The 26,462-nt window shown below is 67.9% G+C and carries 32 protein-coding genes and 2 pseudogenes; 22 read left to right on the top strand and 12 right to left on the bottom strand.

Going from position 1 to position 26,462, the window contains the following annotated elements; genetic code table 11:
* Positions 1–14: 14 nt before the first annotated feature.
* The 6 genes from ACFSZT_RS09940 to ACFSZT_RS09915 all read left to right on the top strand — a co-directional run bounded on the left by ACFSZT_RS09940 (position 15) and on the right by ACFSZT_RS09915 (position 3,519).
* Complete coding sequence (locus ACFSZT_RS09940) at positions 15–230, top strand: STAS domain-containing protein (protein WP_110341164.1); 216 nt, start codon at positions 15–17, stop codon at positions 228–230.
* Between the two features lie 118 nt (positions 231–348).
* The gene (locus ACFSZT_RS09935) at positions 349–612 is read left to right on the top strand and encodes a metal-sensitive transcriptional regulator (RefSeq protein WP_110341166.1); all 264 of its coding nucleotides are present in this window, start codon (positions 349–351) and stop codon (positions 610–612) included.
* Between the two features lie 272 nt (positions 613–884).
* A complete protein-coding gene (locus tag ACFSZT_RS09930; RefSeq protein ID WP_245960013.1) occupies positions 885–1,778 on the top strand; it encodes a hypothetical protein in 894 nt (297 codons plus the stop codon).
* A 32-nt stretch (positions 1,779–1,810) separates the two neighbouring features.
* Entirely contained in the window at positions 1,811–2,158 is a 348-nt protein-coding gene (locus ACFSZT_RS09925) for a hypothetical protein (RefSeq protein WP_245960014.1), read from the top strand.
* 39 nt (positions 2,159–2,197) lie between these two features.
* Positions 2,198–2,557: a BlaI/MecI/CopY family transcriptional regulator gene (locus ACFSZT_RS09920; protein ID WP_110341168.1), complete on the top strand. Its 360-nt coding sequence runs from the start codon at positions 2,198–2,200 to the stop codon at positions 2,555–2,557.
* The gene (locus tag ACFSZT_RS09915; RefSeq protein WP_110341170.1) at positions 2,554–3,519 is read left to right on the top strand and encodes a M56 family metallopeptidase; all 966 of its coding nucleotides are present in this window, start codon (positions 2,554–2,556) and stop codon (positions 3,517–3,519) included. Before ACFSZT_RS09920 ends, ACFSZT_RS09915 begins: the two co-directional genes overlap by 4 nt.
* A gap of 65 nt (positions 3,520–3,584) precedes the next feature.
* Here ACFSZT_RS09915 and ACFSZT_RS09910 read toward each other — a convergent pair whose 3' ends face one another.
* Positions 3,585–3,995: a hypothetical protein gene (locus tag ACFSZT_RS09910; protein WP_110341172.1), complete on the bottom strand. Its 411-nt coding sequence runs from the start codon at positions 3,993–3,995 to the stop codon at positions 3,585–3,587.
* 150 nt (positions 3,996–4,145) lie between these two features.
* Here ACFSZT_RS09910 and ACFSZT_RS09905 point away from each other — a divergent pair, with 150 nt between their 5' ends.
* On the top strand, positions 4,146–4,877 hold the full coding sequence (locus tag ACFSZT_RS09905; protein WP_110341552.1) for a DsbA family protein: 732 nt from the start codon (positions 4,146–4,148) through the stop codon (positions 4,875–4,877).
* The gene (locus ACFSZT_RS09900) at positions 4,874–5,737 is read left to right on the top strand and encodes a cytochrome c biogenesis CcdA family protein (protein ID WP_110341174.1); all 864 of its coding nucleotides are present in this window, start codon (positions 4,874–4,876) and stop codon (positions 5,735–5,737) included. The genes ACFSZT_RS09905 and ACFSZT_RS09900 overlap by 4 nt, the downstream gene beginning before the upstream one ends.
* A 234-nt stretch (positions 5,738–5,971) precedes the next feature.
* On the opposite strand, the gene ACFSZT_RS09895 is transcribed toward ACFSZT_RS09900, so the two are convergent.
* The 4 genes from ACFSZT_RS09895 to ACFSZT_RS09880 form a co-directional block, all read right to left on the bottom strand.
* Positions 5,972–6,235 carry a Chromate resistance protein ChrB gene (locus ACFSZT_RS09895; RefSeq protein WP_245960015.1) on the bottom strand — a complete coding sequence of 88 codons (264 nt, stop codon included), beginning with the start codon at positions 6,233–6,235 and terminating at the stop codon, positions 5,972–5,974.
* 296 nt (positions 6,236–6,531) lie between these two features.
* Positions 6,532–6,933: a GtrA family protein gene (locus ACFSZT_RS09890; protein WP_110341176.1), complete on the bottom strand. Its 402-nt coding sequence runs from the start codon at positions 6,931–6,933 to the stop codon at positions 6,532–6,534.
* A 745-nt stretch (positions 6,934–7,678) separates the two neighbouring features.
* Positions 7,679–8,743: a HoxN/HupN/NixA family nickel/cobalt transporter gene (locus ACFSZT_RS09885; protein WP_110341180.1), complete on the bottom strand. Its 1,065-nt coding sequence runs from the start codon at positions 8,741–8,743 to the stop codon at positions 7,679–7,681.
* Between the two features lie 162 nt (positions 8,744–8,905).
* Complete coding sequence (locus ACFSZT_RS09880; protein ID WP_110341182.1) at positions 8,906–11,068, bottom strand: MMPL family transporter; 2,163 nt, start codon at positions 11,066–11,068, stop codon at positions 8,906–8,908.
* Positions 11,069–11,706: 638 nt separating this feature from the next.
* On the opposite strand from ACFSZT_RS09880, the gene ACFSZT_RS09875 reads away from it, so the two are divergent.
* The 6 genes and pseudogenes from ACFSZT_RS09875 to ACFSZT_RS09850 all read left to right on the top strand — a co-directional run.
* Positions 11,707–12,489, top strand: a complete 783-nt coding sequence (locus ACFSZT_RS09875; protein WP_110341184.1) for a sulfite exporter TauE/SafE family protein — start codon at positions 11,707–11,709, stop codon at positions 12,487–12,489.
* Between the two features lie 27 nt (positions 12,490–12,516).
* Positions 12,517–12,834: a rhodanese-like domain-containing protein gene (locus tag ACFSZT_RS09870; protein WP_110341186.1), complete on the top strand. Its 318-nt coding sequence runs from the start codon at positions 12,517–12,519 to the stop codon at positions 12,832–12,834.
* A 2-nt stretch (positions 12,835–12,836) separates the two neighbouring features.
* The gene (locus tag ACFSZT_RS09865) at positions 12,837–14,231 is read left to right on the top strand and encodes an MBL fold metallo-hydrolase (RefSeq protein ID WP_110341188.1); all 1,395 of its coding nucleotides are present in this window, start codon (positions 12,837–12,839) and stop codon (positions 14,229–14,231) included.
* A gap of 28 nt (positions 14,232–14,259) precedes the next feature.
* Positions 14,260–14,661: a DUF302 domain-containing protein gene (locus ACFSZT_RS09860; RefSeq protein WP_110341190.1), complete on the top strand. Its 402-nt coding sequence runs from the start codon at positions 14,260–14,262 to the stop codon at positions 14,659–14,661.
* 443 nt (positions 14,662–15,104) lie between these two features.
* Complete coding sequence (locus ACFSZT_RS09855; protein ID WP_110341192.1) at positions 15,105–15,566, top strand: YgaP family membrane protein; 462 nt, start codon at positions 15,105–15,107, stop codon at positions 15,564–15,566.
* Positions 15,567–15,577: 11 nt separating this feature from the next.
* Positions 15,578–15,685, top strand: a pseudogene (locus tag ACFSZT_RS09850) (hypothetical protein); the annotation flags it as partial.
* A gap of 49 nt (positions 15,686–15,734) precedes the next feature.
* On the opposite strand, the gene ACFSZT_RS09845 reads toward ACFSZT_RS09850, so the two are convergent.
* The 3 genes from ACFSZT_RS09845 to ACFSZT_RS09835 form a co-directional block, all read right to left on the bottom strand.
* Positions 15,735–16,286 (bottom strand): FAD-dependent oxidoreductase, encoded by a 552-nt coding sequence (locus ACFSZT_RS09845; protein WP_110341194.1) that lies wholly within the window; start codon positions 16,284–16,286, stop codon positions 15,735–15,737.
* Positions 16,287–16,324: 38 nt separating this feature from the next.
* Entirely contained in the window at positions 16,325–16,603 is a 279-nt protein-coding gene (locus tag ACFSZT_RS09840; RefSeq protein WP_245960016.1) for an SHOCT domain-containing protein, read from the bottom strand.
* Positions 16,604–16,980: 377 nt separating this feature from the next.
* Entirely contained in the window at positions 16,981–17,715 is a 735-nt protein-coding gene (locus tag ACFSZT_RS09835) for a PIG-L deacetylase family protein (RefSeq protein WP_110341198.1), read from the bottom strand.
* Between the two features lie 125 nt (positions 17,716–17,840).
* On the opposite strand from ACFSZT_RS09835, the gene trxA reads away from it, so the two are divergent.
* The 8 genes and pseudogenes from trxA to ACFSZT_RS09795 all read left to right on the top strand — a co-directional run bounded on the left by trxA (position 17,841) and on the right by ACFSZT_RS09795 (position 22,764).
* On the top strand, positions 17,841–18,203 hold the full coding sequence (gene trxA, locus ACFSZT_RS09830) for a thioredoxin (protein WP_110341200.1): 363 nt from the start codon (positions 17,841–17,843) through the stop codon (positions 18,201–18,203).
* 53 nt (positions 18,204–18,256) lie between these two features.
* Positions 18,257–18,841, top strand: a complete 585-nt coding sequence (locus ACFSZT_RS09825) for a class I SAM-dependent methyltransferase (protein WP_110341202.1) — start codon at positions 18,257–18,259, stop codon at positions 18,839–18,841.
* A 94-nt stretch (positions 18,842–18,935) separates the two neighbouring features.
* Positions 18,936–19,262, top strand: a complete 327-nt coding sequence (locus ACFSZT_RS09820) for a rhodanese-like domain-containing protein (RefSeq protein ID WP_110341204.1) — start codon at positions 18,936–18,938, stop codon at positions 19,260–19,262.
* Positions 19,263–19,291: 29 nt separating this feature from the next.
* Entirely contained in the window at positions 19,292–20,674 is a 1,383-nt protein-coding gene (locus ACFSZT_RS09815) for an MBL fold metallo-hydrolase (protein WP_110341206.1), read from the top strand.
* A gap of 16 nt (positions 20,675–20,690) precedes the next feature.
* Positions 20,691–21,080: pseudogene (locus ACFSZT_RS09810) on the top strand (phytanoyl-CoA dioxygenase family protein); the annotation flags it as partial.
* Positions 20,966–21,439: a phytanoyl-CoA dioxygenase family protein gene (locus ACFSZT_RS09805; protein ID WP_377478387.1), complete on the top strand. Its 474-nt coding sequence runs from the start codon at positions 20,966–20,968 to the stop codon at positions 21,437–21,439. The pseudogene ACFSZT_RS09810 and the gene ACFSZT_RS09805, both read left to right, overlap by 115 nt.
* Before the next feature lie 114 nt (positions 21,440–21,553).
* Positions 21,554–21,964 (top strand): helix-turn-helix domain containing protein, encoded by a 411-nt coding sequence (locus tag ACFSZT_RS09800; protein WP_245960018.1) that lies wholly within the window; start codon positions 21,554–21,556, stop codon positions 21,962–21,964.
* Complete coding sequence (locus tag ACFSZT_RS09795; protein ID WP_110341212.1) at positions 21,961–22,764, top strand: hypothetical protein; 804 nt, start codon at positions 21,961–21,963, stop codon at positions 22,762–22,764. The genes ACFSZT_RS09800 and ACFSZT_RS09795 overlap by 4 nt, the downstream gene beginning before the upstream one ends.
* Positions 22,765–23,120: 356 nt before the next feature.
* Here the strand turns inward: ACFSZT_RS09795 and ACFSZT_RS09790 are convergent, their stop codons facing one another.
* Genes ACFSZT_RS09790 through lspA form a run of 4 tightly spaced genes read right to left on the bottom strand, consistent with a single transcriptional unit; the run spans position 23,121 to position 26,448 of the window.
* Positions 23,121–24,062, bottom strand: coding sequence for a hypothetical protein (locus ACFSZT_RS09790; protein ID WP_110341214.1), 942 nt, complete (start codon positions 24,060–24,062; stop codon positions 23,121–23,123).
* Positions 24,063–24,080: 18 nt separating this feature from the next.
* Positions 24,081–25,343, bottom strand: coding sequence for a phenylacetate--CoA ligase family protein (locus ACFSZT_RS09785; protein WP_210407002.1), 1,263 nt, complete (start codon positions 25,341–25,343; stop codon positions 24,081–24,083).
* Positions 25,340–25,978: a cation transporter gene (locus ACFSZT_RS09780; RefSeq protein WP_110341216.1), complete on the bottom strand. Its 639-nt coding sequence runs from the start codon at positions 25,976–25,978 to the stop codon at positions 25,340–25,342. Before ACFSZT_RS09780 ends, ACFSZT_RS09785 begins: the two co-directional genes overlap by 4 nt.
* Positions 25,975–26,448, bottom strand: a complete 474-nt coding sequence (gene lspA / locus ACFSZT_RS09775; protein ID WP_110341558.1) for a signal peptidase II — start codon at positions 26,446–26,448, stop codon at positions 25,975–25,977. Before lspA ends, ACFSZT_RS09780 begins: the two co-directional genes overlap by 4 nt.
* Positions 26,449–26,462 lie beyond the last annotated feature (14 nt).

Raw genomic sequence — 26,462 nt, 5'->3', positions numbered from 1 at the left:
CGGCTGGACGCGCGCTGCTCGACGCGTTCGCCGCGCACGCTGCAGCGCGACGGCTCGTCATCGACCTCACCCGGCTCGGCCGGATCGACACCACCGGCGCCCTGGTGCTGCGCTCCGTGCTCGACCCGGCCAGGGACGCCGGCCTGGCGGCCCGGATACGGGGTTTTCCCCCGCAGTCACGGCGACTGACCGAATGCATCCTCGGCCCGCCGACCAGCCCATTGGAGTGAGCGGAGCGCGCTGATGTGCACCAGCGGCACGCCTCGCCGCGGCACCGATGCGCATGCACGATCGATATACGGGGTGGGGTACACTGAGTCCGGAGCGGATGCGAAGCGAGGTGTGTTTATGACCGGGGATGAGGAAACCATCGGCCAGGTACTCAACAGGCTCCGCCGCGCGCAAGGGCAGCTCGCGGGGGTCATCACCATGATCGAAGAGGGCCGCGGCTGCAAGGACGTCGTCACCCAGCTTGCCGCCGTCTCACGCGCTCTTGACCGCGCTGGGTTTAAGATTGTTGCCACTGGCATGCGACAGTGCATCACCGGCAACGACGACCCGGAACACATGACCGAGGCCGAACTCGAGAAGCTGTTCCTCGCCCTCGCCTGAGCCCGGCTGCCCCGTCAGACGCTGCCGGCCATGCCAAAGACGACGGTGTCCTGACCCCGTTCCAGCCCCGGCTGGCACAGGAGACCACTAGACCGTGATAGGTATCTGCTCGCGGTGTCCACGCTGGCAAGCCCGCCGTGGACACCGCGATCGACTACTCGACGCCGCATGGGGCCATGGGATCATCCCCACCGCACCCCATCACTACTATGACATATAGTAGTGATGGGATCGGAGGATCGATGCAGCACCGCGCGTCCAGACGGCTGGCCGTGACCATCGTGGCGGCTGCGGTTGCCCTGTCGGCGTGCAGTAGCGACGGCAGCAACAGCAGCGCTGAAACGACTGGCGCCGCACTGCCCCTGCCGGAACTGGTGACCGCGACCAAGCCACCGGTGCCACCGCCCGAGGTCGCGCAGTGGCGGGCGCCCGCACTATCGGGTCCCCAGCCGGCCTGGAAGGCGCCGTTCGACGACGTGCCCCTCGCCGCGGGAGACACGCTGGTTGGCGTGGTATTTCCCGTCGACACTCAGTCGGATCTGTCCATTGTCGGCGTCGATCTCTCCGGCGCGACCCGGTGGCGGGTGCGGACGAATCCGTCCTGCGTCGGTTATGGCGTGACCCGCGTCAACGACCGACCCGCCGCGGTCGTGCTGGCCAGCAACGCCGACAACCGCGGTGACAAGGTCGCCACCGAGACCACCGCGAATGCGTATGACGTAGAGGACGGGCACCGAGTGTGGGGCCCGGTGCGCGTTCCCGGACCGCTGCAGGGGCCTGGCTTGATTTTTGGGAAGGTCACCGCCTCGGTGGTGGGTGGTGAAACCGGGCCGCGGGTCATGCTCAACACCGACACAGGGGAACCGGTCGAGCCACCCACGAGGGATGCGGTGCCGCTCTACGAGCACGACGGCGTCGGGCTCTTCGGCAAGGACGGCACCCTCACGGCCGTCGACACCGGCACGGGAGAGGTGCTGTGGACCTCGACCGAGCTCCACCTGCCGCCGCAGTGGCCGAGCCGGGCTCGTTCTGTCGAGCTGTTGAGCAGCACGCAGGCCTCCGAGGCGGGGGTGGTGGCCCTGCGCTGGTCCGGGAGTGACGGCGACGGCGCGGCAAGCGCACCGCGAACCGCTCTGCACGATCTGCCACCGGCAACCTGCTGGTAGCACTCGGGAACGAGACCGACTTTCGGACCGTCGTGGCCGACCAGGGTAAGGCGGCGATCGTGGCTGGCCTCAACGGCTTTACCGAGACACGCGCCTACGACCTTGACTCCGGACAGCTGGACTGGACCATCAATGGTGGCGGGGCTGGGCTGGTGGACATCACGGTCGCGGACGGCGGAGTGGGCTTCGGTACGCGGGCTGGACAGTCGGTCGCAGTCCAGTTGGCCACCGGCCGGATCCTCGAGCAAGGCGACTGGCCTGTTCCCGTCACAGCCAACAAGGGCACCCTCGTCACCGCCCTGCCGCGTGATCCGGCTGCGGAACCGAGCGACCGTCTCGCTGGGGCAGGTCCGGGCTTCGTCGCCTACCGGACACGGTGAATCGAACCGACAGGCCGACGTTGGCGAAAGGGTGGTCGGATGCGAGGTCTTGGGGAACTGGAAGCCAGGGTCATGGACGTGCTGTGGTCCGCGACACGCCCGTTACGTGTGCGTGACGTGCTGGAACGGCTCGACACCACACGGCCACTCGCCTACACGACCGTCATGACCGTGCTGGACAAGCTGCACGGGAAGGGCTACGCCCGGCGCGATCGGGCAGGACGCGCCTACGAGTACACGGCAGCCGAGTCGCGCGAAGAGGTCGGCGCGAAGCTGCTGCGGGAAGTGCTGCAGACCAGCGGCGACTCCGAACGCATCCTACTGCACTTTGCCCGATCGATGACCCCCGAGGAGTCGGACATTCTGCGGCGCGCACTGCGATCGAAGGGGCAGCGGTGACGATCGCACTAGGCCTGCTGGCGGCGGCTGTCGTGATGGGCGTGGCCGCGCCGAGCTACCTGCGTACCGCCGCGACGCCGAGCCTACGTCCGGGGCTCGCGCTCGCCGGCTGGGTCAGCTCAACCGCGATGATGCTGGTTGCTGCACTCGGGGCGGCTGTGTTGCTGGTGCTGCCTCGCTCTGTGGGCGTCGACGGGCTGATCGGCATGGCCAACAGTTGCGTGAACATCATCCGTGGCGGCGAGATCGTGGCCGAGCACATCGTGCGGCTCGGTCTCGCCGGTGTCATTATCGGGCTGGCCGCCCGGTCGGCCGTCATTGCCGTCCGCCGGGTGCGGCAGCACCGGTGCTGGCGGCGCGCACACCTCACGTTGCTGCGGTCCGTGTGCCAGGGCGAGCGGTCCGTCCTCTGGATTGAGGAGGCGAAACCGGTGGCCTACAGCGTGGCTGGGCGGCGCCACGGCACCATCGTGGCCACCACTGGCGTGCGACGGCTGGGAGCCCTTCGGTGCGAGGCGGTGCTCGCGCACGAACGAGCCCACCTGCGTGGCAGACACCACCTGCTGATACTGGCCGCCGACATCCTCTCGGCCGCTTTGCCATTCGTTCCGCTCGCTCGGCGGGCGCCAGGAGCCATCCGGATCCTGGCCGAACTGGCTGCCGACGCCTCGGCCGCACGAAGCCACGGGCCCGGCCCGCTACGTTCGGCGCTACTGGCCATGAGCCAGGGTGGCACCCCAGCGCCGACGCCGCTCGGTCCCCACAGCGGCGCACTGGAGATGTCCCGCGAGTCCGTCGAGGCGCGACTGCTGTGGCTGTCCACGGAGCGGGCAGGGCTGCGGAGGCTTCCCGTACAGCTTGACTACGTCGCGGGAGCCGCGCTGACCGCCATACCGACAGTGGCCTCCCTCGCCGTGGTCGCCACACTGGTGGCGCTCTACTGCCTCGGCGTCACGGGATAAGAGCAGCCACCTGCCGACGCAGAGAGTGACACCCCGGTGGTACCGCGGAACACAGCCTGTCTTCGTCAGGCTGATGTCTTGGATCCTGGCGCGGGACACGTGTTATCCGCGCAGTGGCGACGCCGCCAGCGTTGGGTAACGGCGAAACCGAGCAGGCCCAGCGAGATCAGCGCCAGGAACGGTTGGACCGGCTGCCAGATACTCAACGCGCCGGATGTACCGAGCGCGATGAGCACCAGCTTGTTGCACACCGGGCACCCCACCGCGAACACCGACAGCAACACTCCGCCGAGCGGGGTGCGGCGGGCGCGGTCGGAGGATGTCGGCCCCTGGATGGCGAACCACGCCCCGGTGAGCGCGACGGTGGCCACCAGCACCGGGTACTCCCACCAGCGGACCGGGATTTCCCGGGAGAACAGCGGCGTGTCGATGATGTCGGTGGGCACCCCGACTACCAGCAGGGCGAGACCGCTCATGACAGTGGCGCGCAGCAGCCTACCGCGGGTTCGTGGGGTGGACCGGTCTGTCGAACTCGTCGTGAACGCCACGAGGCACTTCCAGTTCCATTCGAAGCCATCGCTACTATGAGTCATAGTAGCTGGAGTCCGGGATGGATTGGAGTGTCGATGTCGAAAACCTCGGGGCGGGACACGTGGAAGCGCGATGCCGTGCTGGTCGTCGTGCTGGTCCTCGTCGCCGCAGGCCTGATCACGTACCTGCTCGCCAAGCCCCCCGGGCAGGACGCCGCGGCCCCACCCGGGCAGCCCCCGTCGCAAGAACAAGCCGCTGCCCAGGGCGAGAACCCATTGGCAAACCTCGCCCGCCGGGAGCAGGGTGACCCGCTAGCAATCGGCGACGTCGACGCTCCGGTGACCATGGTCATGTACTCCGACTACCGCTGCCCGTTCTGCGCCAAGTTCAGCCGCGACACTGAGCCGATCCTGGTGGAACGTTATGTCCGGGAAGGTGTCCTGCGCATCGAGTGGCGGGATCTGCCGATCTTCGGCACGCAGTCGATGGAGGCAGCCAGGGCCGGCCGCGCAGCGGCCGAGCAGGGCAGGTTCTGGGAGTTCAACCGCGCCGTTTTCGGGGACTCGCCACCGACCGGCCACCCCGACCTCACGCAGGAGAAGCTGCGTGGCTATGCCCGCGAGGTGGGGATGCCGGATATGGAGAAGTTCACCGCCGCGATGGACGACCAGCGCTTCGACGAGGCGATCCGGAACGATCTTACCGAAGGCGCCTCGATTGGCGTGTCCAGCACCCCGACGTTTGTGATCAACGGAGAGCCCATCCTGGGTGCTCAACCACTGGAGACCTTTGTCAGCGCGATCGACCGCGCGGCGGCGCAGTCATGATCGAGATCGGATTACTGGGCGCCTTCCTTGGCGGGCTGTTGACGCTGGTCAGCCCGTGCTCGGCGCTGTTGCTGCCGTCGTTCTTCGCCTACGCTTTCGACCGCGTCGGTGCGCTCGCGCGCCGCACCGCAGCCTTCTACGCGGGGCTGCTGATCGTGCTCGTGCCGCTGGGTGCGGGAGTAGCCGTGGTCGGAGCCGTGCTGACGCAGTACCGCGGTGTCACCACCACGGTTGGCGGTGTCGTATTGATCCTGTTCGGCATCGCTATGATCGTGGGCAGGGGCTTCGGCATCAGCACAGCCCAACGTGCCGCCGCGAGAATCAAGATCGCTTCGGGGGCGTCGGTCTTCGCGCTGGGCACCGTCTACGCTCTCGCTGGGTTCTGCTCGGGGCCACTCCTGGGCAGCGTTCTGACCGTATCGGCAGCAGGCGGCGACCCAGCCTACGGCGGCGTGCTGATGGCCCTCTACGCGCTGGGCATGGCCGCTCCGCTGTTCGTGCTGGCACTGTTCTGGGATCGCCTCAACCTGGGGCGCAAAACCTGGTTGCGAGGTCGCAAAATCACCATGGGGCCGCTGCGCACCCACACCACCAGCCTGATCTCCGGACTGTTGTTCATCGCCATTGGTGCGCTCTTCCTGTTCACCGAAGGCACAGCAAATCTCGGCGGATTTACTAGCGTCGATACCCAGTTCACGCTGCAGGCCTGGCTGCAGGACCTCACCTCGAACGTCTCCAACGCAGCCCTACTCCTGGCGCTCGTCGCCGGGGCCCTGGCGGTGCTCGTCGTGCGCCTCGCCCGCGCCCGGCACCAGCGCCACAAGCAGCCCAGGCATCCCGACGACAGCGGCGTCCAGTGAGACGCTCTCGGGTTGGCCTGCCAACCGCCTTCTCGCATGAATGGAGGGAACCGCGCAGCTCTTGCTGGATCAGCTTTCTGATCAACTTCAGGCGCACTTTCGGCCCGGGAGCCGGGACACCAGCCAGTCTTACCCGTCCGGAGAGAAGGCCACATTCCCTGCGTCCAGGCCGAGCACCTGTCAGGAAGCGACAAGCGCGCCGACAGCGATGCAGCGTCTGTAGCCAGCCGGGTCTCAAGCGCCCGCCTCGCCGTCCAGTCCGTGCGCGGCGCGAAATGCCCGCTCCGTGTCGTCCTGCAACTGCAGGTCGCAGGCTGTCAAGCGCTGTTCGGCCTCTGCCACCGCAGGTGCGCCGAACAGGTCGCGGATCTCCAGGCCGCGGTGCCAGCGGCACAGCCGCTCCAGACTCTGCTCCTCTTTTTCCAGTTTGGCAACGGAAAACCTGTCTTGCCGATCTCGGTATCGAACTTGCCCCAGTCGGCGAGAAACTCGGTCCATTCCTCTTGGCGGCGTCGTCCAGCCCCGTGGCCACAGCTCAAGCGCTCCGATCGGGCGCAGATCTCGCTAGATTGCCACACGGTGACTGGAGGCTTCCGCTGGCACCCGAGCCACCAGAACGATCCACCTCAGTCGAAAAGACGCATATGCCATCACAATCAATGTGGCAGGCGTTACATTTCACTCTTAGCACGTCATTGCTTGCCGAACAGTCGGTTGCTGCTTTTCCCAGACCGGCCGAGCACACGATCCGGCTGTCAATACGGCCTCCGTACCGCTCGGACCGGAGATTCAGCCTAGTTCTGGGATGGGAACACCCATTGCCGCAACACGATGAAGCGTGCGGCTCCGGCAAATGCACTGGCCGCGACGACCACCAGTGCTTCGGTAAGCAGACTGTAGGTACCTGTGACGGCGTCCAGTATGGCGAGTGCCGCGGAGCCATGCAGTATGTAGAACACTGCGGAAACCAGCGTTTGCACGTGTCGACGCAGTTTTCTGTCGGGCGCTCCAGCGAAGGTGACCCGGCGGTGAAACTCGGTGTTGGCTACGGTGCTCAATCCAGTTGCGAGCACATTGCTGCACGACGCATCGCACGGCGTGCGAAGAACGATGAATAGTAATCCCTGCACAAGAGTGGCTGCCGCACCGGCGGAGAGGTACCAGCCAGCCTGCCGGAGAAAGTCTACACGTGCCATCCGCTACCTGCCATTGGAACTAATTTCGGCTGCGCTGGAGGCCCAAAGCCCCAGCTTCCACAACCGGCCGACCGGCTCACAGGGACGACACTTGTCAGGCCAACAGCGATCCATTCAATTCTCCGCAGTCGAAAAGCCCTCCAAACACGCGTCCTACCGCGTTTCGTCCGCCAAGTGCTGCCGAACCGTCGGAGATTACCGAAATCCATCGTCGGCTCTCATTTTTAAAGATCGACTCCGATCACGGCACTATCACAACATTCTCGAGGGGGGCTCACCACTTACATGACCCTTTTACGCCGAGACAGCGGAGGATCAACGAGGCTGGGCAAAACCCGGTTGAGGAAAACAACAATTGGTTGACCCCAACCATTGCGATAATGACCAGAAACCATTCACTGACGATGACGGCAAGAAGCAGGCCGGTCAGGTTCAAGGTTCCCGCCAGTGCGAAGAGAACCCGTTCGAGCTGCCACTTTGACGACGTCGCCCGGGCATCCGGGGAAGTTGCCCCGTGAACCTCGTGGGAGGAGTCGGACAATCTAGTCTCCTTCGTCGCATGGAGATCGCACGTCGTGTGCGATCTCCGCCTTCAGCGGTTTTTGGCGTCGGGCATGGCCAGTGAGGACGGCTGCCCGAGACTCGCGCACGGGAGTACGGGAGTACGGGAGTACGGGAGTATCGCGGGCGGCGGCTGCCGACGCAGTTGCGGAGAATGTCTGTGTAGGTCGCGCATTGCCGGTTCCTAGTCGGAGTCGTAGAGGCGCCAGAGCAGCAGTGCGAGGACGAAGACAAGGACGAACAGTCCAACGATGCCGAATCCGACATAGTCGAGGTCGAACGCTGCCAGTGCGGCGACTGGCCCAGAGCCAAAGTGCAAGGTTTGGGCGAGCAGTGACGCCAGTTGCACCGTGCCAATGAGAAACGCGCCGCCGACGGACAGCGCCGTGACCATGATGTTGTAGAACACCCGGCGAAATGGCTTGATGAGCGCCCACTCGTAGGCGACGTTCATGAGAACACCCTCGGCTGTGTCGAACATGGTCATACCTGCCGTGAAGAGCGCCGGTAGTACCAGGATGGCGTACCACGGTAGGGATACGGCGGCCCCGCCGGCGAGCACGAGCAGACCGATCTCGGTGGCGGTGTCGAACCCGAGGCCGAAGAGCAGGCCTACTGGATAGATGTGCCACGGTTTGCGAACTGTCTTGATGATGCCTTTGATGAGGCGATTGAGGAACCCGCGGTTGTCGAGTTGTTGATCAAGATCCGCTGCGCCGGCCGCCTGGCGGCGCATCCGTCGGTACACCCTGAGAATCCCGACCAGCGTGACAAGGTTCGTGATGGCGATGGCGTAGAGGAAGACACCGGACACCGCCGAGCCGAGGACGCTGGTCGTGTGACGCAGGGTGGATGTCTGGTCGCCGACTGCGCCGCTCAGCCCTCGCACCCCTATAGCCAGCGCTGTCGAAAGCGCGAACACGATGGTGGAGTGGCCGAGGGAGAACCAGAAACCCACTGACAGCGGACGTTGTCCCTGGGACAGGAGGGCGCGGGTGGTGTTGTCGATGGCGGCGATGTGGTCCGCGTCGAAGGCGTGGCGGGCGCCGAGTGCAAACGCGGTGACACCGAGCCCGAAACCGAACACGGTTGAGCCGTTCAGGGCATGGTGCTGCGGTACGACAACGAAAGTCAGCATCCCCCAGCCGAGTGCGTTGAGAGCCACGATGAAGCCGGCCACGCCACCGATCGAGCGCCACGCCCGCGGCACCGGGGCCGGTCCCGCCCGGGCTACTGTGGGCTTGGTCATGGCTTGGTCGCCTCCATTGCATGGTCCACGACAGGGTCGGCAGGAACAACGCTGGCGCCGGGAGTGGTTCGGTTCATCTCGTCGCCCTGATCACCCGCCTGTGCGGTCCGGGGCCGAGGGGTGGTCGAGACGCCGGTGCCCCGCGGCCACCCCTCGGGCGGGTCAGTGGGAGAAGCGGATGGTGGGCAGCATCTTGCGCAGCCAGCGGGGTGACCACCAGGCTCCGTGCCCAGTGAGCCGGAGCAGTACGGGCAGCAGCACGAGCCGGATGAGTGCGGCGTCGAGCAGGACCGCGATGCCGAGGATGATGCCCATCTCCTTGGGGGGCAGCGGGTTGGCGAGGGCGAAGGTGAAGAACACGGCGACCATGACGGCTGCGGCCGCAAAGATGACGCGTCCGCAGTGGGCCAGGCCGTCGACCTTGGCTCGCCGGGGTTCGCCGGTGAGCTCGTAGTGTTCCTTGGCAGTGGCGAGGAGGAACACGGTGTAGTCCATGGCGATAGCGAAGATCATCGCGAAGAAGAACACCGGCCCCCAGCCGTCGAGGAACCCTTGGGGGGTGAAGCCGAGCAGCCCGGAGAGGTGGCCGTCCTGGAAGATCAGTTTCGCCACGCCGAACGCGGCTCCGGTTGAGAGCAGGCTGACGATGGTGCCCAGCAGCGCGATGACGGGGGCTTGCAGAGCGACCAGGAGCAGGACGAACCCGAGCGCCAGGATCACACCGACGACCAGCGGCAGATAGTCGTTCAGGGCGTCTTGCAGGTCCAGGTTCTCCGCCGGCGCGCCGCCGACGAGCGCACCGCTGGGCAGGGTGTCGCGCAGCCGGTCGAGGGTATCGGCCAGCTGCGGCGAGGACGGGTCGACGGTGGGCATGGCCTGCAGCAGGGCGTAGTCGGAGCCGTCGGAAGTGGGCTGCGGTGGGGTGACCATCGCGATCCCGTCGGTGCCCTTGGCCTGGGCGGCGGTGGCCTGAGCGTCAGCGGCGGGGGTGACGATCTGCAGCATGCCGGGAGCGCCCTCGCCGAAACCGTCCTGAACGGCCTCATAGCCTTGCCGGACCGGGGCATCCTCCGGAACAACCTGGATGGAGGGCATCGCGACCTTGAGCCCGAACACCGGCAGGGACAGGGCCACCAGCACCAGCACCGCGCCGATGGCGAACGGCCATGGCTTGCGGCTCAGCAACTCGCCCCATCGTGTGAACCGTGGCGAGCAGGCCTCGGCGCGCTTGGCCCAGGGCAGGGCGAGCGCGTTGACCCGAGCGCCGAGCTTGCCCAGCACGGCCGGGAGCAGGGTGAGGGTGGCGGCGAGCACGAAGACGACGGCGAGCATGATGCCCACCGCCATGGTCCGCACCGCCGGCGCGGGCACGAGCAGCACGGCGGAGAGGCTGACCAGCACGGTGATGCCGGACAACAGGACCGCCTTACCGGCGGTGTCCATCGTTTCGGCCACCGCGGCGCGCGGATCGCCCAGCTTGCGCAGCGCGTCGCGGAAACGGACGACGAGGAAGAGCGCGTAGTCAATGCCCAGGGCGAGGGCGAACATCATCGCGAAGTTCATCGCCCACACCGAGATCGGGGTGACCTCGTTGAGCAGCACCAGCGCACCGGCGGAGGCACCGAGCCCGGCCAGGGTCAGCAGCAACGGGAGCCCCGCGGCCACGAGCGAGCCGAAGGCGAGCACCATGATCGCCAGGGTGACCGGCCACGACACCATTTCGGCCTGGATCATGGCGTCGTGGTTGGCCTTGTTGAAGTCGCTCCACAACGCGGATGCCCCGGTGGGATACACGTGCACCGTAGAGGTGGACAGCCCGGTCAGGTCGGCCTTGAGGTCGTCGACCGCGCGGACCATATCGTTGGTGTCGGCGTTGGCCCCGGCGAGCAGGATGCCGGTGCGACCGTCCGGGCTGATCGTCATCCCCGGTTGTGGCGGCACGACCTGCCCGATCCGACTGTCCTGGGTGAGCACGTCGGTGGCCTGGTCGAGGACTCGTTGCACGGCCGGGTCGCTGATCGCAGTGTTGTCGGACTGCACGACGACCTGGATGGCCGAGGACGCGTTGCCGCCGAAGTGCTGCTGGGCGAGTTCGCGGACCTGCACGGACTCGGATCCGTTGGCCTGCCACCCGGCGCCGGCCAGCGACGTGAACACCGTCGGAGCGAACGAACCCAGCGCGCCGACGACCAGCACCCAGGCCGCGACCACCCACCACGCGCGGGCGGCCATGCGCGTCCCCAGCCTGCCCAGCGGGCCGCTTCGTTGGACAGAGCGTGTCGCGGTATCGGGCGGGTGGCTGTCGGTACGGGTTACGCCGGTCATCCGGTTTCCTCCACATTTTGGTAGGGCTGTTTGCTCGGGCGTGCGACGACCGCCGCTCCGGGTCGGGGCGACGGACTCGCTGGATCAGGCGAGGCGGCCTGAGGTGCCACCGCGGGCGCCTGAAAACCGTCTGCTGTGCTGAGAGCTCTGGCCACGGTGACGGAGCGCGCACCTCAGCGCAGAAGGTGACCGACCGGCCGGGCAGGCCGGCTCGGGTCCGTGGCGAGTTGACCGAGTCCGATGTGACGGGCTTGTGGCGCGTGGTCGCTGCGCCGCTCGCTCGCTCCACACCTGCCCGCTCACGACGGGAAGCCCGGCGCGAGTCCACCCTGCCTGGCCGCAACGCAGGCGAGGAACCTGCCGGTTCTGCTGCACGTGGACATCCCCTCGGACGATCATCGCGGCCACTATACCCTACGGGGTAGGGTAGTCCTGACGACGGCCGGGAACGTCTGCCGCTGCTGTCCACACACCTGCCCACGCTGCAAGGCGGCGATGGCGGGAGTGCGGGTCGCGGCAGCGGGCGAACTGGGTTTGGCGGGATACCCTGCCGGGTAGTCGCCCAACGAAGGGAGGGTCTGGATGCAGTCGGCCACCGGAACCGATGGAGCCGGTGCTCCCCTCGCCGGGAAACCTGAATGATCCTCGCGGCGGGTTTCGGGCTCCTGATCGGCGTGGCCCTGGGATTGCTCGGCGCCGGGGGGTCGATTCTGGCGGTGCCCGCCCTCGTCTACGGCGTGGGTGAGCCGGTGCGCCAGGCGATCCCGGCGTCGTTGGTGGTGGTGGGGCTGTCGGCGCTGGGCGGGGTCATCCCGCGGCTGCGCCAGGGCGTGGTGCGGTGGCCGATCGCCGCAGTGTTCGGCGCGGCGGGTGCGGGGGCGGCCTTCGGTGGGGCGGCCGTGGGGCAGTTGGTGACGGAACAGGTGTTGCTGCTGGCGTTTGCGGTGGTGATGGTGGCCGCAGCGGCGCGGATGCTGGTCGGCCAGGCCGAGCAGCGGGGGGCGTGCACGGTGGCCGGTGGACGGGTGAACTGGCGGGCGTGTCTGCCTCGTGCGTTGGGCGTGGGTGCGGTCGTCGGGTTTCTGACCGGCCTGTTCGGGGTCGGGGGCGGGTTCCTGGTGGTGCCGGCCTTGGTGCTGATGCTCGGGCTGGACATGCCGGTCGCAGTGGGCACCTCCCTGGTCGTCGTGACGATCAACTCGATCGCCGGGCTGGCGGCGCACCTGGACGCCGTGGCCGAACTCGACTATCGCGTGGTCGGGTCGTTCACGATCGCCGCTCTCGTGACCTCCATGGCCGCGGGCAGGCTCGCCGGTCGCCTGAATGCCGACCGGTTGCGCCGCTGGTTCGCCTACGTGGTGATCGCGGTCGCGGTGTTCGTCGCGGTTCAGGCCCTGATCAACCCGTCCGCCCTGGGATGAGAAAACACGGGAAGAAAGGAGTACAGGATGCAGGTCGACGAGCTCTACCGGCGACGAAACGACATACAGCTGGTGGATGTGCGCGAGCCCGAGGAGTGGCATGCCGGCCGCATCGAGGGCGCCCGGCACATCCCGATGGCCGAGGTGCCCAGCCGGCTCGCCGAGCTCGACCGCACACAGCCGGTGGTGACTGTCTGCCGGAGCGGTCATCGCAGCGGGCAGGCGGCCGAGTTCCTGCGGCAACAGGGCTACGCGGCGGAGAACGCCGAGGGCGGGATGCAGGCGTGGCAGCAGGCCGGCCTGCCCTTCACCACGCCCGAAGGCAAGCCGGGAAAGGTGGCGTGACCATGTGGTTCCAGCAGTTCTACCTCAACAGTCTCGGACACGCCTCCTACCTCGTCGGGGACGAGAAGACTGGTCAGGCGCTGGTGTTCGACCCCCGCCGCGATGTCGACATCTACCGGCAGGCGGCCCGCGACCAGGGCTTCCGGATCACCTACGCCTGTGACTCGCACGGGCACAACGACTACCTGTCCGGGTTGGGCGAGCTGGCAGACTCGCCGCATTCGCCGCAGGTGTGGGGCTCGGCCGCGGGCGAGCTGAGCTATCCGCACCGGCCGCTCGCCGACGGCGAGCAGATCGAGTTCGGCGATGTCGGCATCGAGGTGATGCACACCCCCGGGCACACCCCCGAGCACATCAGCCTGCTGGTCTATGACCGCTCCGCCAGCGCCGACAGCCCGGCGTTGCTGCTCTCCGGCGGGGCGCTCCTGGTTGGTGACCTGGCCCGCCCCGATCTGCTCGGCGGCGAGGAGCAGGCCCGCCGCCACGCCGAGGTCTTCTGCGACACGATCCAGACCAAGCTGCTCACGCTGCCCGACCACGTCGAGGTGTTCCCCACCCACGTGGCCGGGTCACTGTGCGGCGGCAACATCGGGTCCCGGCTGTCCACCACAGTGGGCTACGAGAAGCGCGCAAACGCCATCCTGGCCGAGGTCTCCGAGAAGGACGAGTTCGTGCGGCAGTGCCTGCGGCTGGACAACCTGCCCGCGGTGCCCCCGTACTGGCGGCGCATGCGCACCCAGAACATGGCCGGCGTCGACCCCCTCGGCGTACTCACCGAGCCCCCCGCGCTGCCAGCCGACGACGTCGCCGCCGCCATCAACCGCGGCGCCATCGTGCTGGACACCCGGTCCGCGGAAGCCTTCGGCGGCGGCCACATCCCCGGCGCACTCAACGTCGGCCTCGGCTCGGCCTTCGCCACCTGGGCTGGCACCGTACTCCCCGCCGAGGCCGAGATACTGCTCGTGCTCGACCGGTCCAGCGACCTGTGGGAGGCGATCTGGCAGCTGCTGCGCATCGGCTACCCGATGCCGACGGGCTGGCTGGCCGGCGGCATGAGCGCCTGGCGCACCTCCGCACGACCGGTCGAACTCACCCCACAGATCACCGTCCACGAGCTGAAACGCAGACTCGACCAGGGCGAGGTCACCCTGCTCGACGTGCGCCAGCCCGCCGAGTGGGCCGCCGGCCACACCGAAGGCGCCACGTTCATCACCGGCGCCGAACTACCCGACCGGCTCGACGAGGTACCCGCGGACAAACCGATCGCCGTCACCTGCGGCAGCGGCTACCGCTCCTCCGTGGCCACCAGCCTGCTCGCCCGCGAACGCGGCCTTCCCGTCATCAACGTCGCCGGCGGGATGACCGCCTGGCACCGCGCCGGCTACCCCACCACCTGACACCACACCCACTGTTGGAGGAATCGCAATGGAGTACGCCCGTACGATCACCCTGGATCTGCCTTACGAGCAGGCCGTGTCCCGGGTCAAGGACGCGTTCCAAGCACAGGGCTTCGGCACGCTGACCGAAATCGACGTCCAGGCCACCCTGCACAACAAACTCGACGCCGACATGGAGCCCTACATCATCCTCGGCGCCTGCAACCCCCAACTCGCGCACCGCGCCCTCGACATCGACCGCCAGATCGGGCTGCTCCTGCCGTGCAACGTCGTGGTCCGCGCCACTGGGGACAACCAGACACTGGTCCAGGCCCTCGATCCCCAGGTCATGGTCACCGTCCCCGAGCTCGACCAGCTCCAACCCATCACCGACGAAGCCGGGCAACGCATCCAGGCCGCACTCCAGGCGTTGACCCCGCCCAACCGCTGACGGTGCGTCGGAACATGGACCCTCCGCACAGGACGGCGAAGCGGCTCGATTGGGCAACCGGAGAAATAATCATGAAAGCCGCTTCAATCTGGAGCTGGTTCTGGCTCTGGCCAGTACTTCTGCTGTGATCGGGCTTGCTTCGCGAGTGCCGTGTCAGCTGTCAGTCGGCGCCGTTCGGCGCGGCAGCTCGGTACATAGTGCTCGATGGGCGCGATGAGCTCCCAGTCGAGCAGCGTGGCGGCGGCTGTCAGCACGATGGCCGCCACGTCGTAGGCGGTTGATTGACGGTGGGCACCGCCGCCCGCGGCGCGCTGAAGCCGAGGAATCGACTCGGCGACCTCCGCATGCCGGGCCAGGTACCGGGGTAACCGCCAGCCGACGAACGGAGCACCGATGAACGCGACCGGGCTGATCGACCTGCACGCCGCACGCGGACGGACCGGGTGCGCGAGCACACGGCGACGGCCGTCCAGGTCGAGCTCGACCAGGAATTGAGCGCCCGCATCCGGCACTACGCCGAGCGCCTCACCTCAGCCGACGGCCAGGAGGCGATCACAGCTCGCATCGGCAAGCTCGAGCAGGAGACCGATGTCGAGCGGGCCCTCGAGGTCAGCGCCGCAACCCTCGGCCTGGCTGGCACTCTCCTCGCCGCGGCACACCACCGGCGCTGGCTCTGGCTGGCGGGCATCGTCACGGCGTTCCTCCTGCAGCACAGGCTACAGGGCTGGTGCCCGCCGATCGCGGTCTTTCGCCGACTGGGCGCTCGGACTCGGGCAGAGATCGACGCCGAGCGCTACGCGCTGAAGCTGTTGCGCGGAGACTTCGGCGACCCACCGGCTTCGGAAGAGGAGCCCGTGGCGCTGGCGGGGCGGGCCCGGTCGGTCTCCCGACGACCGCCGCGCTGAAAGACCGATGTGTGCACCGGGTGACCGATGGATACGTTAACGCCTGGATCGTTGACGACGGTGAGGCCCTCGTCGTCATCGACACCGGCCTGCCGGCCCACGTGCCGCTCCTCGTTGCCGCGTTTCACGACCTCGGCAGGCGACCGCAGGACGTGGTCGCCGTGCTACTCACCCACGCACGCCGATCACGTCGGGGGTGCCGCCCACCTGCAGGCGCATGGCGCCTGTGTGCTCACCCACCCCGACGAGGCCATCGAGACGCTCGGGCTCGCACCCCGGCGCGCCGCAATCCGCACGGTGCCGCGGCTGCTCCCGCACACCTGGCGACCGCACACGCTCCGCTTCGCCGGCAACCCCTCGGCGCTGTAGAGGTCGTGCAGCCGATCCGCGCAGTTGCGCGGCTTGATCGGGCGGTGTTTTCGCGCCCAGCGCGACCACAAGGGAATCGGCGCTCAACCGACCCGCCTCGGTCTCGACCCGACGTTGGGCAGGGTCGATCGAGGTGATGCGTGTATGAACGAAGCGGATCCCGTGCCGTTGCAGGGCCGACCGGCCGACGGTGCCCTGGTGGAGTGGCCGGGTGCCCACAAGGTCCCACGTCTTGGCGAACCCGTTGTAGAGATGGTCGTCGGCGGCGACCACGGTCACCTGGTGTTCGGGCAGCCGCGCCCGCAGCTCGTGGGCGGCGGCGGGGCCGCCGAATCCCCTCCCAGGATCAATGTACTTGCCATCGTCAAGCCTCCTCCTCGTCGGGCAACTTACGGTGGGCCTTGGCCACGCAGCGTTCGTCGCCGTTCCTCGTACTCGTCACGGCCGATCTCACCGCGGGCATAGCGCTCGTCGAGGATTCCCACGGCACGGTCCCGCTCACCGGGTCCGCTGCGCGTGCCACCGTTCGGTTTCCACAGCGCGCGGACGAGGTAGACGATGCCGACAACGAGACCGCCGAGCACGAGCAGGAAAACCACGAAGCCGATCAGCATGCCGAGCCAACCCCAGCCCATCCCGGGCGGCCCATTGTTCACCCAGTCGGACACGATGTCTGTCGCTCCTCCTCCAGATGTGTGGTAGGTGACCAAGCATCCCGCCACTGTCATTTCCCGTGGGGTACTGCCTACCCGCGTTCGCTGTGCCTCACGCATCCAGGCGGTAGCGTTGCCGCGCTGTGCGACGGTTGACCCCGGTCCCGAACAGCTGCGCGTCGGCGCGGGCGAATGCCGCTGCCGCCCAACGTCGTCGTCCCTGCCGCCGGCGACAACCAGAAACCTGGTCAGGAGGTCTCGCCCCCAGGCCATGGTCACCGTGCCCGAGCTCGACCAGCTTCTCGGCAGCGGAGCGCCACAGCGAATCGGGACGGATAGGGAGGCATCTTCGGCGTACAGCGTGCCTTCCACACGCGGCTCGGAGACCCTGGTCAGGATCGTTCGTGGGCAGGCGGGGGCAGGAGCTGTGGGCGGAGCAGGCGGAGGTGTTCGGTGTCACCGAGCAGGTCCAGGCGCCGGTGCAGCAGCGGGTTGTCGGTGGATTGGCTGCGGTGGCAGGCGATGGCCTCCCGCTGGCGTTTGCGGGAGACGGGCAGGGTCAGATCCACCACGTCGGGCCGCGAGCCGACCAGAGCGGTGCCGAACTCTGCGTTGAGCTGGTCGGCGACCTGGGCCGGTAAGGTCCAGCCGACGACGGGCAGAACCGAACGATCGGCGACGGCCAGGGCAGCCTCGGTGGCCCGCATGTGGTCGGGATGGGATGTCACGCCGTCGGGGTCGAACGCCAGCAGGTAGGTCGGTCTCACCTCGGCGGCCAGCGACTCGACATGACCGGCGAGCTCGTCCAAGGAGACGTGGGCCAGGTCTCCGTCGGGGTAGTCGAGCAGGACGGTGCGCGTGACACCCAGCACGGTGGCTGCCGTGTCCAACTCCTTGGCCCGCACCGCGCCCAGATCGGCCTGCTCTCCGCCCAGGGTGGAGGCCTCACCGCGCGTGAAACACAGCACCGTCACCGGTGTGCCCGCAGCGGCCAGGCGGTCGAGCACCGCCCCAAGTCCGAACGACTCGTCATCCGGGTGCGCCACCACCGCCAGCACGGCGCCCGGCTCGTCCAGCAGGGCACGGACCTGCCCCGCCCTGGTTGTCGCCTGCGTATCCTCTCCCATACCACCTTTGTACCCCGAGGGGTATATGGCCGCCAGCGGAGCGGCGCGTGCGATGAGCCGGGAATGCCAACCGCCACAAGCCCGTTACGATACCCGAGGGGGTATCAAAGACTAGGAGGTGCATGATGGCGACCATCGAGCTGACGACCGACAACTTCAACGACAGGATAGGCGGGGACGGTATTGTGCTGGTCGACTTCTGGGCGGCGTGGTGCGGACCCTGCCGCATGTTCGCGCCGGTGTTCGAGCGTGCGTCCGAGCGTCACGAGGATGTCAGGTTCGGCAAGGTGGATACCGAGGCGCAACCGGAACTGGCGGCGAGGTTCGGCATCTCGTCGATCCCGACGTTGATGATCGCTCGTGATGGCGTGGTGCTGTACGCGCAGCCCGGTGCGCTCCCGGAGAGTGCGCTCGAGGAGCTGATCGCCAAGGCCCGCGAGGTCGACATGGACCAGGTTCGGCAAGAGCTCGCCGAACAGCGGCAATGAGGATCTGATCCCGATCTTCAGTGCGGGCACCGACACCCGGAGGGGAGTCTTCGTTGGACAGCACAGCATGGGACCGGCGCTACACCGGGGCCGAGTTCGAATGGACCACCGAGCCGAACCGGTTCGTCGTCGAGCAGACCACCGGGTTGACACCCGGGCGGGCGCTGGACCTGGGAACAGGAGAGGGCCGCAACGCCGTCTGGCTGGCCGAACAAGGCTGGACGGTCAGCGGGGTCGACTTCTCGACCGTCGGGCTGGACAAGGCGCGCCGGCTCGCGCACGCGCGGGACGTCCGGGTCGACTGGACGCTGGCCGACGTGCGCGACTACCAGCCCGAACCGTCGGCGTTCGCTCTGGTGCTCGTGGCCTACCTGCACCTGCCCTCGGCCGAGCTCCCCCGCGTGCTCGACCGGGCCGCCTCGGCCGTGGCCACCAAGGGCACCCTGCTGGTGATCGGCCACGACTTGACCAACCTCACCGCGGGCGTGGGCGGGCCGCCCGACCCCGACGTGCTCTACACACCCGAGGGGATCGTCGCAGCACTGCCCGCCTTGCGCATCGAGCGGGCTGAGCGGCTTCGCCGACCACTACAGCAGGGTGAGGCCATCGACACCCTGGTCCGCGCAACGCGCACCTGACACGCGTTCGCCCGCAACCACAGCACGACCAGTCGGCGAGGTCGTGGATAACAGATGCAGCGAAAATATACCCCGCTGGGTATTTTGGAGATCGATGATGCGAGAAGTTGATATTCAAGAGTTGGCTCGGGCGCGTGCTGCCGGCGCGGTCGTCGTAGATGTCCGAGAGCCCGGTGAATACGAGGCCGGGCACGTTCCGGGAGCGCGACTGATACCGCTGCACAGGCTGCAGGAGCGGGTCGTCGAAATCCCGAAGGACCGACCGATCTACGTGGTCTGCGCCTCGGGCAATCGCAGCGATACCGCCACCTCCTGGCTGACCCGTGCCGGGGTGGACGCGTACTCCGTGGCCGGCGGTACCGGCGCGTGGATCCAAGCGGGACATCCCGTCGTGCGGGGCCCACGAGAAGACACCGCCTGAGCTGAAACCTGCGAGAAGGGAGTAGCAGGATGGTAGAGATCATCGCACTCGACACGCCGACGCTGGGCGACCGGAGCTATCTGGTCACCGATGGTGAGGTGGCGTTCGTGGTCGACCCGCAGCGCGACATCGACCGATTCCTCACGATCGTCCGGCAACGAGGCGTGCGGGTCACCGACGTCTTCGAAACGCACATCCACAATGACTACGTGACCGGAGGACTGGCGCTGGCGCAGGCCACCGGGGCCGCCTACCACGTGAACGCGGCCGACACCGTGTCCTTCGATCGCCAGCCCATCACCGACGGGGACGAGGTACAGATCGGCCCGGTGATGCGGGTGCGGGCCCTGGCCACCCCGGGCCATACCTTCACACACCTGTCCTACGTGCTGGAAACCCCCGGCCGACCGCCGGCGGTGTTCACCGGTGGTTCGCTGCTCTACGGCTCGACCGGTCGACCGGATCTGCTGGGAGCCGTGCACACCGAAGAACTGGCGCACGCCCAGTACGCCTCGGCACGCAGGCTGGCCGCCGAACTGCCCGACGACGCGGAAATTTACCCCACGCACGGGTTCGGCAGCTTCTGCTCCGCCACACAGGCACAGGGCGAGCGATCCACGATCGGCCAGGAGAAGCAGGCCAACCCCGTCCTGACCCAGGATGAGCAGGACTATGTCCACGCCCTGCTGCAGGGCCTGGACGACTATCCCGCCTACTACGCGCACATGATGCCGCTCAACACCGCCGGACCGCAGGCGCCAGACCTGTCCCCGCCGGAGCAGGCCGAAGCTCCCGAGCTGCGCCGGCGCATCGAGTCCGGCGAATGGGTGGTGGACCTGCGCACCCGGACCGCGTTCGCGGCCGGGCACGTCCCCGGCACGCTCAACTTCGGAGCCGACGGCAACTTCGTCACCTACCTCGGCTGGCTGATCCCCTGGGGAACCCCGTTGACACTCTTGGGAGACACCGCCGAGCAGGTCGCCGAGGCGCAGCGCGAACTGGTGCGTATCGGCCTCGACCGCATCGAAGCCGCGGCCACCGGAGACCCGCACGAGTGGTCCGGCGACACGCCCCTGGAGTCGTTGGCGGTCGCGGATTTCGCCGACCTGGCCACAGTGCTCCACCACCGCCCGGTCGTGGTCCTCGATGTGCGCCGCAACCAGGAATGGGCCTCCGGTCACCTGGACGGCGCCGTGCACATCCCGCTGCACGACCTGCTGGACCGGCTCAACGACGTGCCCCGTGGCGAGGTGTGGGTGCACTGCCGCTCCGGCTACCGCGCCTCCATCGCCGCGTCGATCCTGGCCGCCGCCGGCCGCCATGTCGTAGTGATCGACGACGACATCGACCAGGCGACCGCAACCGGGGCACCCATCAGCGCACCCGCCCAGCACAACACGGTGACGCGCTAACTACTTCCGCGAGCGCGGGTTCACCCACCTGCCGAACCTGCTCACCGCCGCCGAGGTAGCCCGCTTCCGGACCGCGGCCGAGGAGGCCCTCGCCGCGCAGAGCCACACCGACGAGGAGTTCGGCACCCGAATCACGGCCACCACCGACGCCTGGGAACACCACCCCACCCTGCGCGAACTCGCGCTGCACCCCCGCATCGGCACGCTCGCCGAACACCTGGCCGGCATCCCCTTGCGCGTGTGCGGTGGCGACGTGCTGCGCAAGGAGCCCGGACACAGCGCGCCCACCGGCTGGCACGACGACCTGACCTTCGCCCTTTTGGACTCGCGCCTGATCTTCAACGCCTGGATCGCGCTGGTCGACGTGCCCGCCGCACGCGGCTGCCTGACCTTCCTGCCCGGCTCGCACCGCTGCGGCGGCCCGGACCGGGTGGAGTTGTCCGAGCACACCGCCGACCCGGACAACTACCTGTTCACCGCTGGCCCGAGCTGCGCTGGAGCCCGCGCGTCACCGTCCCGCTGCGGGCTGGCGACGCCACGCTCCACCAGGGCCGCACGGCGCACTATGTCGGCGCCAACACCAGCGACGAAGCTCGGCTGTCCTTCCTGGTCGCCTTCACCGACCCGGACGCCACCTACCGCCGCTGCCCGGCCATGACACGCTCGGCCTGCGACCCGGCAATCCCCTCCCGGACCACCGCTACCCTCGAACACCCCGACGAGCCGGCACCTGATGACGCCCAGCCGGAGCACGGTGAGCGGTGAGCTGCGATGACTGACCGTACATAACGAAACAGACACAAATCGCAGCTGCCTGTCCAAAAACCCGCTGTGGAGGTTAGGGGAGCTTACTCGAACATAAAAGACCAGGTCAGGGCCTTGGAAGGGCTCTGCGAGAAGCTTCCCAGGCTCGATACGCCCGAGCCGCCGTCGATCAAGCGCGATCGGCCCCGGCGGGCCCGGCAACTCCGTGCCGAGCAAGTCGACGAGTTGATCGCGGGTTATCAGTCCGGCGCGACTGTGTACGAACTCGGTGATCGGTTCGGCATCGAACGGCGAACGGTCAGCAACATCCTCCATCGACACGGCGTGCCAATGCGCCGCCGTGGCCTCTCCCCCGACCAGGTCGACGACGCCATCCACCTCTACAAGCTCGGTTGGTCGCTGGCGCGAGTCGGCGACCACCTGGGGGTCAACCACACCACCGTGCTGAACAAGCTGCGTGAACGCGGCGTCCCCACGCGAGATAGCCACGGACGCCCGCGCGTCGAAGCAGGTGGTACACGATGACCAGGCGCGCAGCTGTGTCGACTCGATCAGGTTCGGACGGGGCTGCTGTGGTTCAGGCTGTCACCGTGATCATGGGCGTCGTCGTCGGCCTCACTTTCCTGTTCGGCTTCGGCAACGTCCTCAATCTCGCGCTTCGACTCGGCGTGCCCGCCTGGGTCGCGCCGCTGGTCGCTCCAGCGGTCGACCTTTCGATCCTCGGGCTTCTGCTCGGCACGCGGCACCTGGCCCTTGTCGGAGCGTCCCCGGAGGTGCTGCGGCCCGCTCGCCGGCTGCTGATCTTCGCGAGCGTGGTCACCCTCGCGCTGAACGTGGCGGAGCCTCTCGTGGCGGGCGAGTTCGGTAAGGCGGCGTTCGACGCGGTAGGGCCACTCCTCCTGATCGGCTGGTCGGAGGTCGGTCCTGGCCTATTGCAAGCGATCGGCGCCACGAGTCGTACGCCGGTCGCACGCGATGTCGAGCGGCCGGAGCCAGCTGTCGATGCGGACTCGGATGCCGGTGCGCCGGAGACCCAGGTCCACCCTGGCGAGGACGTCCCGCAGCAAGGTCGTGAGCAAGCAGTCGTTAGGCGCACGCCGGAGGCACTCTTGGCTCAGGCGCGGCGAGAGGACGCCGCTCATCGTGCGGCACACCAGAAGCCGATATCCGCTGACACCTTGCGAGTCCGGCTCGGGATAGGGGCGGCTCGGGCCCGCCAACTCGTCAAGATCGTCCGGTCCGAGTTCGATGAGCAGGTCGGTGCACAGCGAGCCGAAGTTGATGCGGCGGATGAGATGCATGCCGCGGCGATGCTGGTGGCCTAGCGGTGTCGCGCGTAACGGCAGGTCGAGCAGGTACGACGCCTGTTGGTAGCGGAGGTGATGGCGTGGGTGGCGAGGACGACGAGCTCGCGGTTCTGTTGGCAGCGTGGCGTGAAGACATCGACAGTGTTCCGGCGTCGGCCATGCTTGTGTTGGAAGCCGCGCTCACGCTCCACGTCAACTCGCTGGTTCTGTCCGAGGTTTCTCCTTTGAGGCGCTCCTACCGGTTCCGGGCGAAGCGCTCGCGTCGCCTGTGCTCTGATGGCCGCCGCTGCCCTTGGCCTTCTCGTCCTCCACGACGACGCTGACTCCCAACCCTGCTCGGGCCACCGGCTTTCACTGGTTTGGGCAACGGGGAGTCAGGTGGAGTAACGCTCGGCGAGCCGGTCGAAGAACGCTGCAAGCCGTTGCCCAGTGGCTGGAGTGTCGGTGAGCTCGGCGCCGCCGAAGCGGTAGACCTCATAGCCGTGCAGTCGCAGTTCACGGTCCTCGGCCACCATCTCGGCGTACCGACGGGGATCCGCGTGCCCGTTCTCGTCGGCGTAGTGCTGCTTACCGTCGCACTCGATGACAATGCGGATCCGCTGTGGCAGCAGCAGGAGGAAGTCCATGCGCTGGCGGGCCAGAGGTGGTGTGCCAGGGGCGTGGTGCGCTCGGGTGTACGGGTCGTAATGCAGGTACACCTGCGGGATCAGCGCCGGGATGCCGTCGCCGAGCCGGACGTACCGATCGGCGTACGTGCGCAGTATTCGTCGCTCCGCGTGGTTGTCACCAAGAGAGCGGTCCAGCCGCCGGTACAGGCTGAGCGAGACCTCACGGGCCGGTGCGTCGGTCAGTCCCTCGCGGTCAGCCCACCAGCTGGTCAGTTCGGCCCAAGTGAGGCCATGGGCGCCCAGCGGCCGGTCGTAAACGAGACAGAACTGCTCGTTCCTGACGACGAGGACGTCGTTGTTCAGGGCGTCGCTGAACACGATCTCCGGCTTGGGTCCGTCGGCCGCGAAGATCAGGTTCTTCAGTTCGCCGGCTACGCCGTGCGTACCGGATGCATCGAGCAACGGCTGTAGGTGCTCGGCGTCGTACTCGGCCGCGACGCGGTGGGCGAGGTCGGTCAAGTCCGTCAGTGACATGCCCTGTAGCCGGCCCTCGACGTAGCTGCGCTTGCTGTTGAACGGCTCAGGGCTGCCCTCGCGGGCGGGTTTCATGCCGAGCGCGTCACAGGCCGCTTCCAGGTGGTGGGCCTTGACGCACTCCCAGAGCGTTTCGGCGATGGCCGAGCGCAGCCTCATCGGCGTGACGGTCATGCCGCTCCACCGCGTGCGTCAAACCTCGGTGTGCACCGACTGCCAGATCTGTTCCGGGTCGGCGCCGGGTGTCGGTTGGAGGCGGATGCTGAGGTTGGTGGGTGCGGTGTGCACGATCTGGAAGAGCTCGACTCCGGGGAGGCGTTCGAGGGTCAGGCTGATAGTCAGGGGTGCGATCGTGACTGGTTCGCCGCGGCTGGTGGGGAAGGTGAGCAGGTCGGCGGTGCGGCCTTCGACCTGGATCGCGGGGAGCGGATCGCCGCATGGGCAGGGGTCGGGCCGGAGCAGGACGGAGTCGCCGAGGTCGTAGCGCAGGATGGGTTGGGTGCGGTTGGCGAGGTTGGTCAGAAGCACGGTGTGCGAGCGTTGGCCGGGCGGGACCGGTTGGTGGTCGGTGTCGACCGGTTCGAGGATGGCCCAGTCGCTGTTGACGTGCAGCCAACCGTGCTGGCAACTCTGGCTGAGGAAGGGGCATTCGTTCGCCGCGTAGCTGTGGCGGACCTTGGCGCCGAACGCTGTGGCGATTCGGCTGTACTCGCCCGGCGGGAGGCCCTCGGCGGAAAGGATCACCAGGGCAGGGTCGATGTGCAGGCGGCCGGCTTGCTGTTCGGTGGCCAACAGGGCGCCCATGCTGGCGTAGGGGGCGAGGATGGCCGGGCGGAAGGCGTTGAGCGCCTCGACCAGTTCGGGCATCGGGGTGTGCACGCCGAAGACCCCGATCCTGTTGCGGCGCAACCGGTTCTTACGCAGCGCGGCGGCGGCGGTGGCGGACGCGAAGTGGCCGCCGGTGGCGATCACCATGGCGATGCGCCCGCCGCGAGCCACGATGCGCGCGCCGTCCTTGAGGTTGAGCAAGGAACTGAGCGTGCGTGCGCCCACCGCGGCGGTGACGGCGAGAACACGCTGGTCGGTCAGGAAGATTCCGGGCGTGCCGGTGGTGCCCGAGGTGGTGGAGACGGTGTAGCGGCCCAGGAACTTCTCCCCGATCAGCGCGGGGTCTTCGACGAACGCCCGCACGGCGGCGAGTGTGACGGCAGGGTCGGTGACCCAGTCGTCGAACCACGGCATGAGCTCGGCCTTGCTGGTGACCGGCAACTGTGTCGGGTCGGTGACGCGGTCGGGCAGGGTGCGGTAGTGCTCGCGGTAGTACGGCGAGTGGGCGCGGGCGAAGGCGACCATGTCGGCGAGTCGGTCACGCTGCCGCTGCGCGATCGCCTCCGTGCCCTGTTTGTGGGCGGCGCGGGAGTCGCGCAGAAGCCAGAAGCGGCTTTCGGTCGTCATGGCCGTTCCTCGGAGGTGCCGGGGTGCTTCTCGGGAGTCGAGCTTTCGCTGGCCTCGTGCCAGGCTTCGCGGCCGGATTGCACCGCCAGCGCGGCGACCACCAGGGCGACGACGGGGTCGGCCCACCACCAGCCGAGCGTGGCGTTGAGCCCCAGCCCGACCAGGACGGTGATGGACAGGGCGTTGGACATCCACGTTTCGGTGGACTGTGCGACCAGCACCGGGTTGTTCAGCGCTCGCCCGGTACGCCGTTGGGCCAGCGCGATCGGGGTCATCACGATCAGGGCGACCACGTTGAGCACGATCCCGATCAACGATTCGCCGGCCTTGTCCTGCGTAATGAGGTCTCGGATTGACTCGAACGCGACGTAGGCGGCCAGGGCGTAGAAGGTGACCGCGATGGCGCGTAGCGCGGGTTGCTGCCGGGCGTGGGCACCGGCGCGTAGTTGCCAGATCACCACGCTGGCGGCGAAGACCTCGATGGCCGAGTCGATGCCGAACCCGACCAGGGCGATGGAGTCGGCCGCGAGTCCGGCGGTGACGGCGACGACGCCTTCGATGACGTCCCAGACCACGATGAACCACGCGAGTGCCAGCCCGCGGCGCACGAGAGTTGCCTGGTCCTGCGCGGTCATGGCGTGGAGTCCTTACTGGTGCTGTCGGTGGCGCGGAGGCTGGCCAGGACCAGCGCGGCGCCGCCGACGGTGATGAAGACGTCGGCGAGGTTGAAGGTGGGGAACCAGCCGGTGTGCAGGTAGTCGGTCACCATCCCATCGGCGGCGCGGTCGACGAGGTTGGCGATTGCCCCGGCCAGCACCGCGGCCAGCCCGAGCCGCATGGGCAGGGTCGCGGTGCGGGTGGCGCGCCAGGCGAACACCGCCAACCCGGCGATGATCAGCCCGGTGACGCCGAGCACGACCCCGCTGGGCAGGGTGTCGCCGAGGCTGAAGGCCACCCCGGAGTTGAACGCCAGCCGCAGCTGGATCACCTGCAGGTCCACCGAGGCGCCGTCGGCCAACGCTCGACTGGCCCAGGTCTTCAGACCGAGGTCGAGCGCGGCCAGCAGCGCGGCGGTGGCGACCAGGGCGACACGGGCTCGGGTCACCCTGGCCGTCCGGA

Origin of the sequence: Prauserella oleivorans (assembly GCF_042685745.1) — a bacterium.
In the GTDB taxonomy this organism is placed as follows: Bacteria; Actinomycetota; Actinomycetes; order Mycobacteriales; family Pseudonocardiaceae; genus Prauserella_A; species Prauserella_A oleivorans.
Note: the sequence above shows the minus strand (reverse complement) of the source record. Positions and strands in the feature narration are given on the sequence as shown.

Excerpts from the sequence above, each read along its gene's own strand:
- ACFSZT_RS09935 (WP_110341166.1), top strand. The coding sequence starts at position 349 with ATGACCGGGGATGAGGAAACCATCGGCCAGGTACTCAACAGGCTCCGC.
- ACFSZT_RS09920 (WP_110341168.1), top strand. The coding sequence starts at position 2,198 with ATGCGAGGTCTTGGGGAACTGGAAGCCAGGGTCATGGACGTGCTGTGG.
- ACFSZT_RS09910 (WP_110341172.1), bottom strand. The coding sequence starts at position 3,995 with ATGAGCGGTCTCGCCCTGCTGGTAGTCGGGGTGCCCACCGACATCATC.
- ACFSZT_RS09905 (WP_110341552.1), top strand. The coding sequence starts at position 4,146 with ATGTCGAAAACCTCGGGGCGGGACACGTGGAAGCGCGATGCCGTGCTG.
- ACFSZT_RS09900 (WP_110341174.1), top strand. The coding sequence starts at position 4,874 with ATGATCGAGATCGGATTACTGGGCGCCTTCCTTGGCGGGCTGTTGACG.
- ACFSZT_RS09895 (WP_245960015.1), bottom strand. The coding sequence starts at position 6,235 with ATGGACCGAGTTTCTCGCCGACTGGGGCAAGTTCGATACCGAGATCGG.
- ACFSZT_RS09890 (WP_110341176.1), bottom strand. The coding sequence starts at position 6,933 with ATGGCACGTGTAGACTTTCTCCGGCAGGCTGGCTGGTACCTCTCCGCC.
- ACFSZT_RS09885 (WP_110341180.1), bottom strand. The coding sequence starts at position 8,743 with ATGACCAAGCCCACAGTAGCCCGGGCGGGACCGGCCCCGGTGCCGCGG.
- ACFSZT_RS09880 (WP_110341182.1), bottom strand. The coding sequence starts at position 11,068 with ATGACCGGCGTAACCCGTACCGACAGCCACCCGCCCGATACCGCGACA.
- ACFSZT_RS09875 (WP_110341184.1), top strand. The coding sequence starts at position 11,707 with ATGATCCTCGCGGCGGGTTTCGGGCTCCTGATCGGCGTGGCCCTGGGA.
- ACFSZT_RS09870 (WP_110341186.1), top strand. The coding sequence starts at position 12,517 with ATGCAGGTCGACGAGCTCTACCGGCGACGAAACGACATACAGCTGGTG.
- ACFSZT_RS09865 (WP_110341188.1), top strand. The coding sequence starts at position 12,837 with ATGTGGTTCCAGCAGTTCTACCTCAACAGTCTCGGACACGCCTCCTAC.
- ACFSZT_RS09860 (WP_110341190.1), top strand. The coding sequence starts at position 14,260 with ATGGAGTACGCCCGTACGATCACCCTGGATCTGCCTTACGAGCAGGCC.
- ACFSZT_RS09835 (WP_110341198.1), bottom strand. The coding sequence starts at position 17,715 with ATGGGAGAGGATACGCAGGCGACAACCAGGGCGGGGCAGGTCCGTGCC.
- trxA (WP_110341200.1), top strand. The coding sequence starts at position 17,841 with ATGGCGACCATCGAGCTGACGACCGACAACTTCAACGACAGGATAGGC.
- ACFSZT_RS09820 (WP_110341204.1), top strand. The coding sequence starts at position 18,936 with ATGATGCGAGAAGTTGATATTCAAGAGTTGGCTCGGGCGCGTGCTGCC.
- ACFSZT_RS09815 (WP_110341206.1), top strand. The coding sequence starts at position 19,292 with ATGGTAGAGATCATCGCACTCGACACGCCGACGCTGGGCGACCGGAGC.
- ACFSZT_RS09795 (WP_110341212.1), top strand. The coding sequence starts at position 21,961 with ATGACCAGGCGCGCAGCTGTGTCGACTCGATCAGGTTCGGACGGGGCT.
- ACFSZT_RS09790 (WP_110341214.1), bottom strand. The coding sequence starts at position 24,062 with ATGACCGTCACGCCGATGAGGCTGCGCTCGGCCATCGCCGAAACGCTC.
- ACFSZT_RS09785 (WP_210407002.1), bottom strand. The coding sequence starts at position 25,343 with ATGACGACCGAAAGCCGCTTCTGGCTTCTGCGCGACTCCCGCGCCGCC.
- ACFSZT_RS09780 (WP_110341216.1), bottom strand. The coding sequence starts at position 25,978 with ATGACCGCGCAGGACCAGGCAACTCTCGTGCGCCGCGGGCTGGCACTC.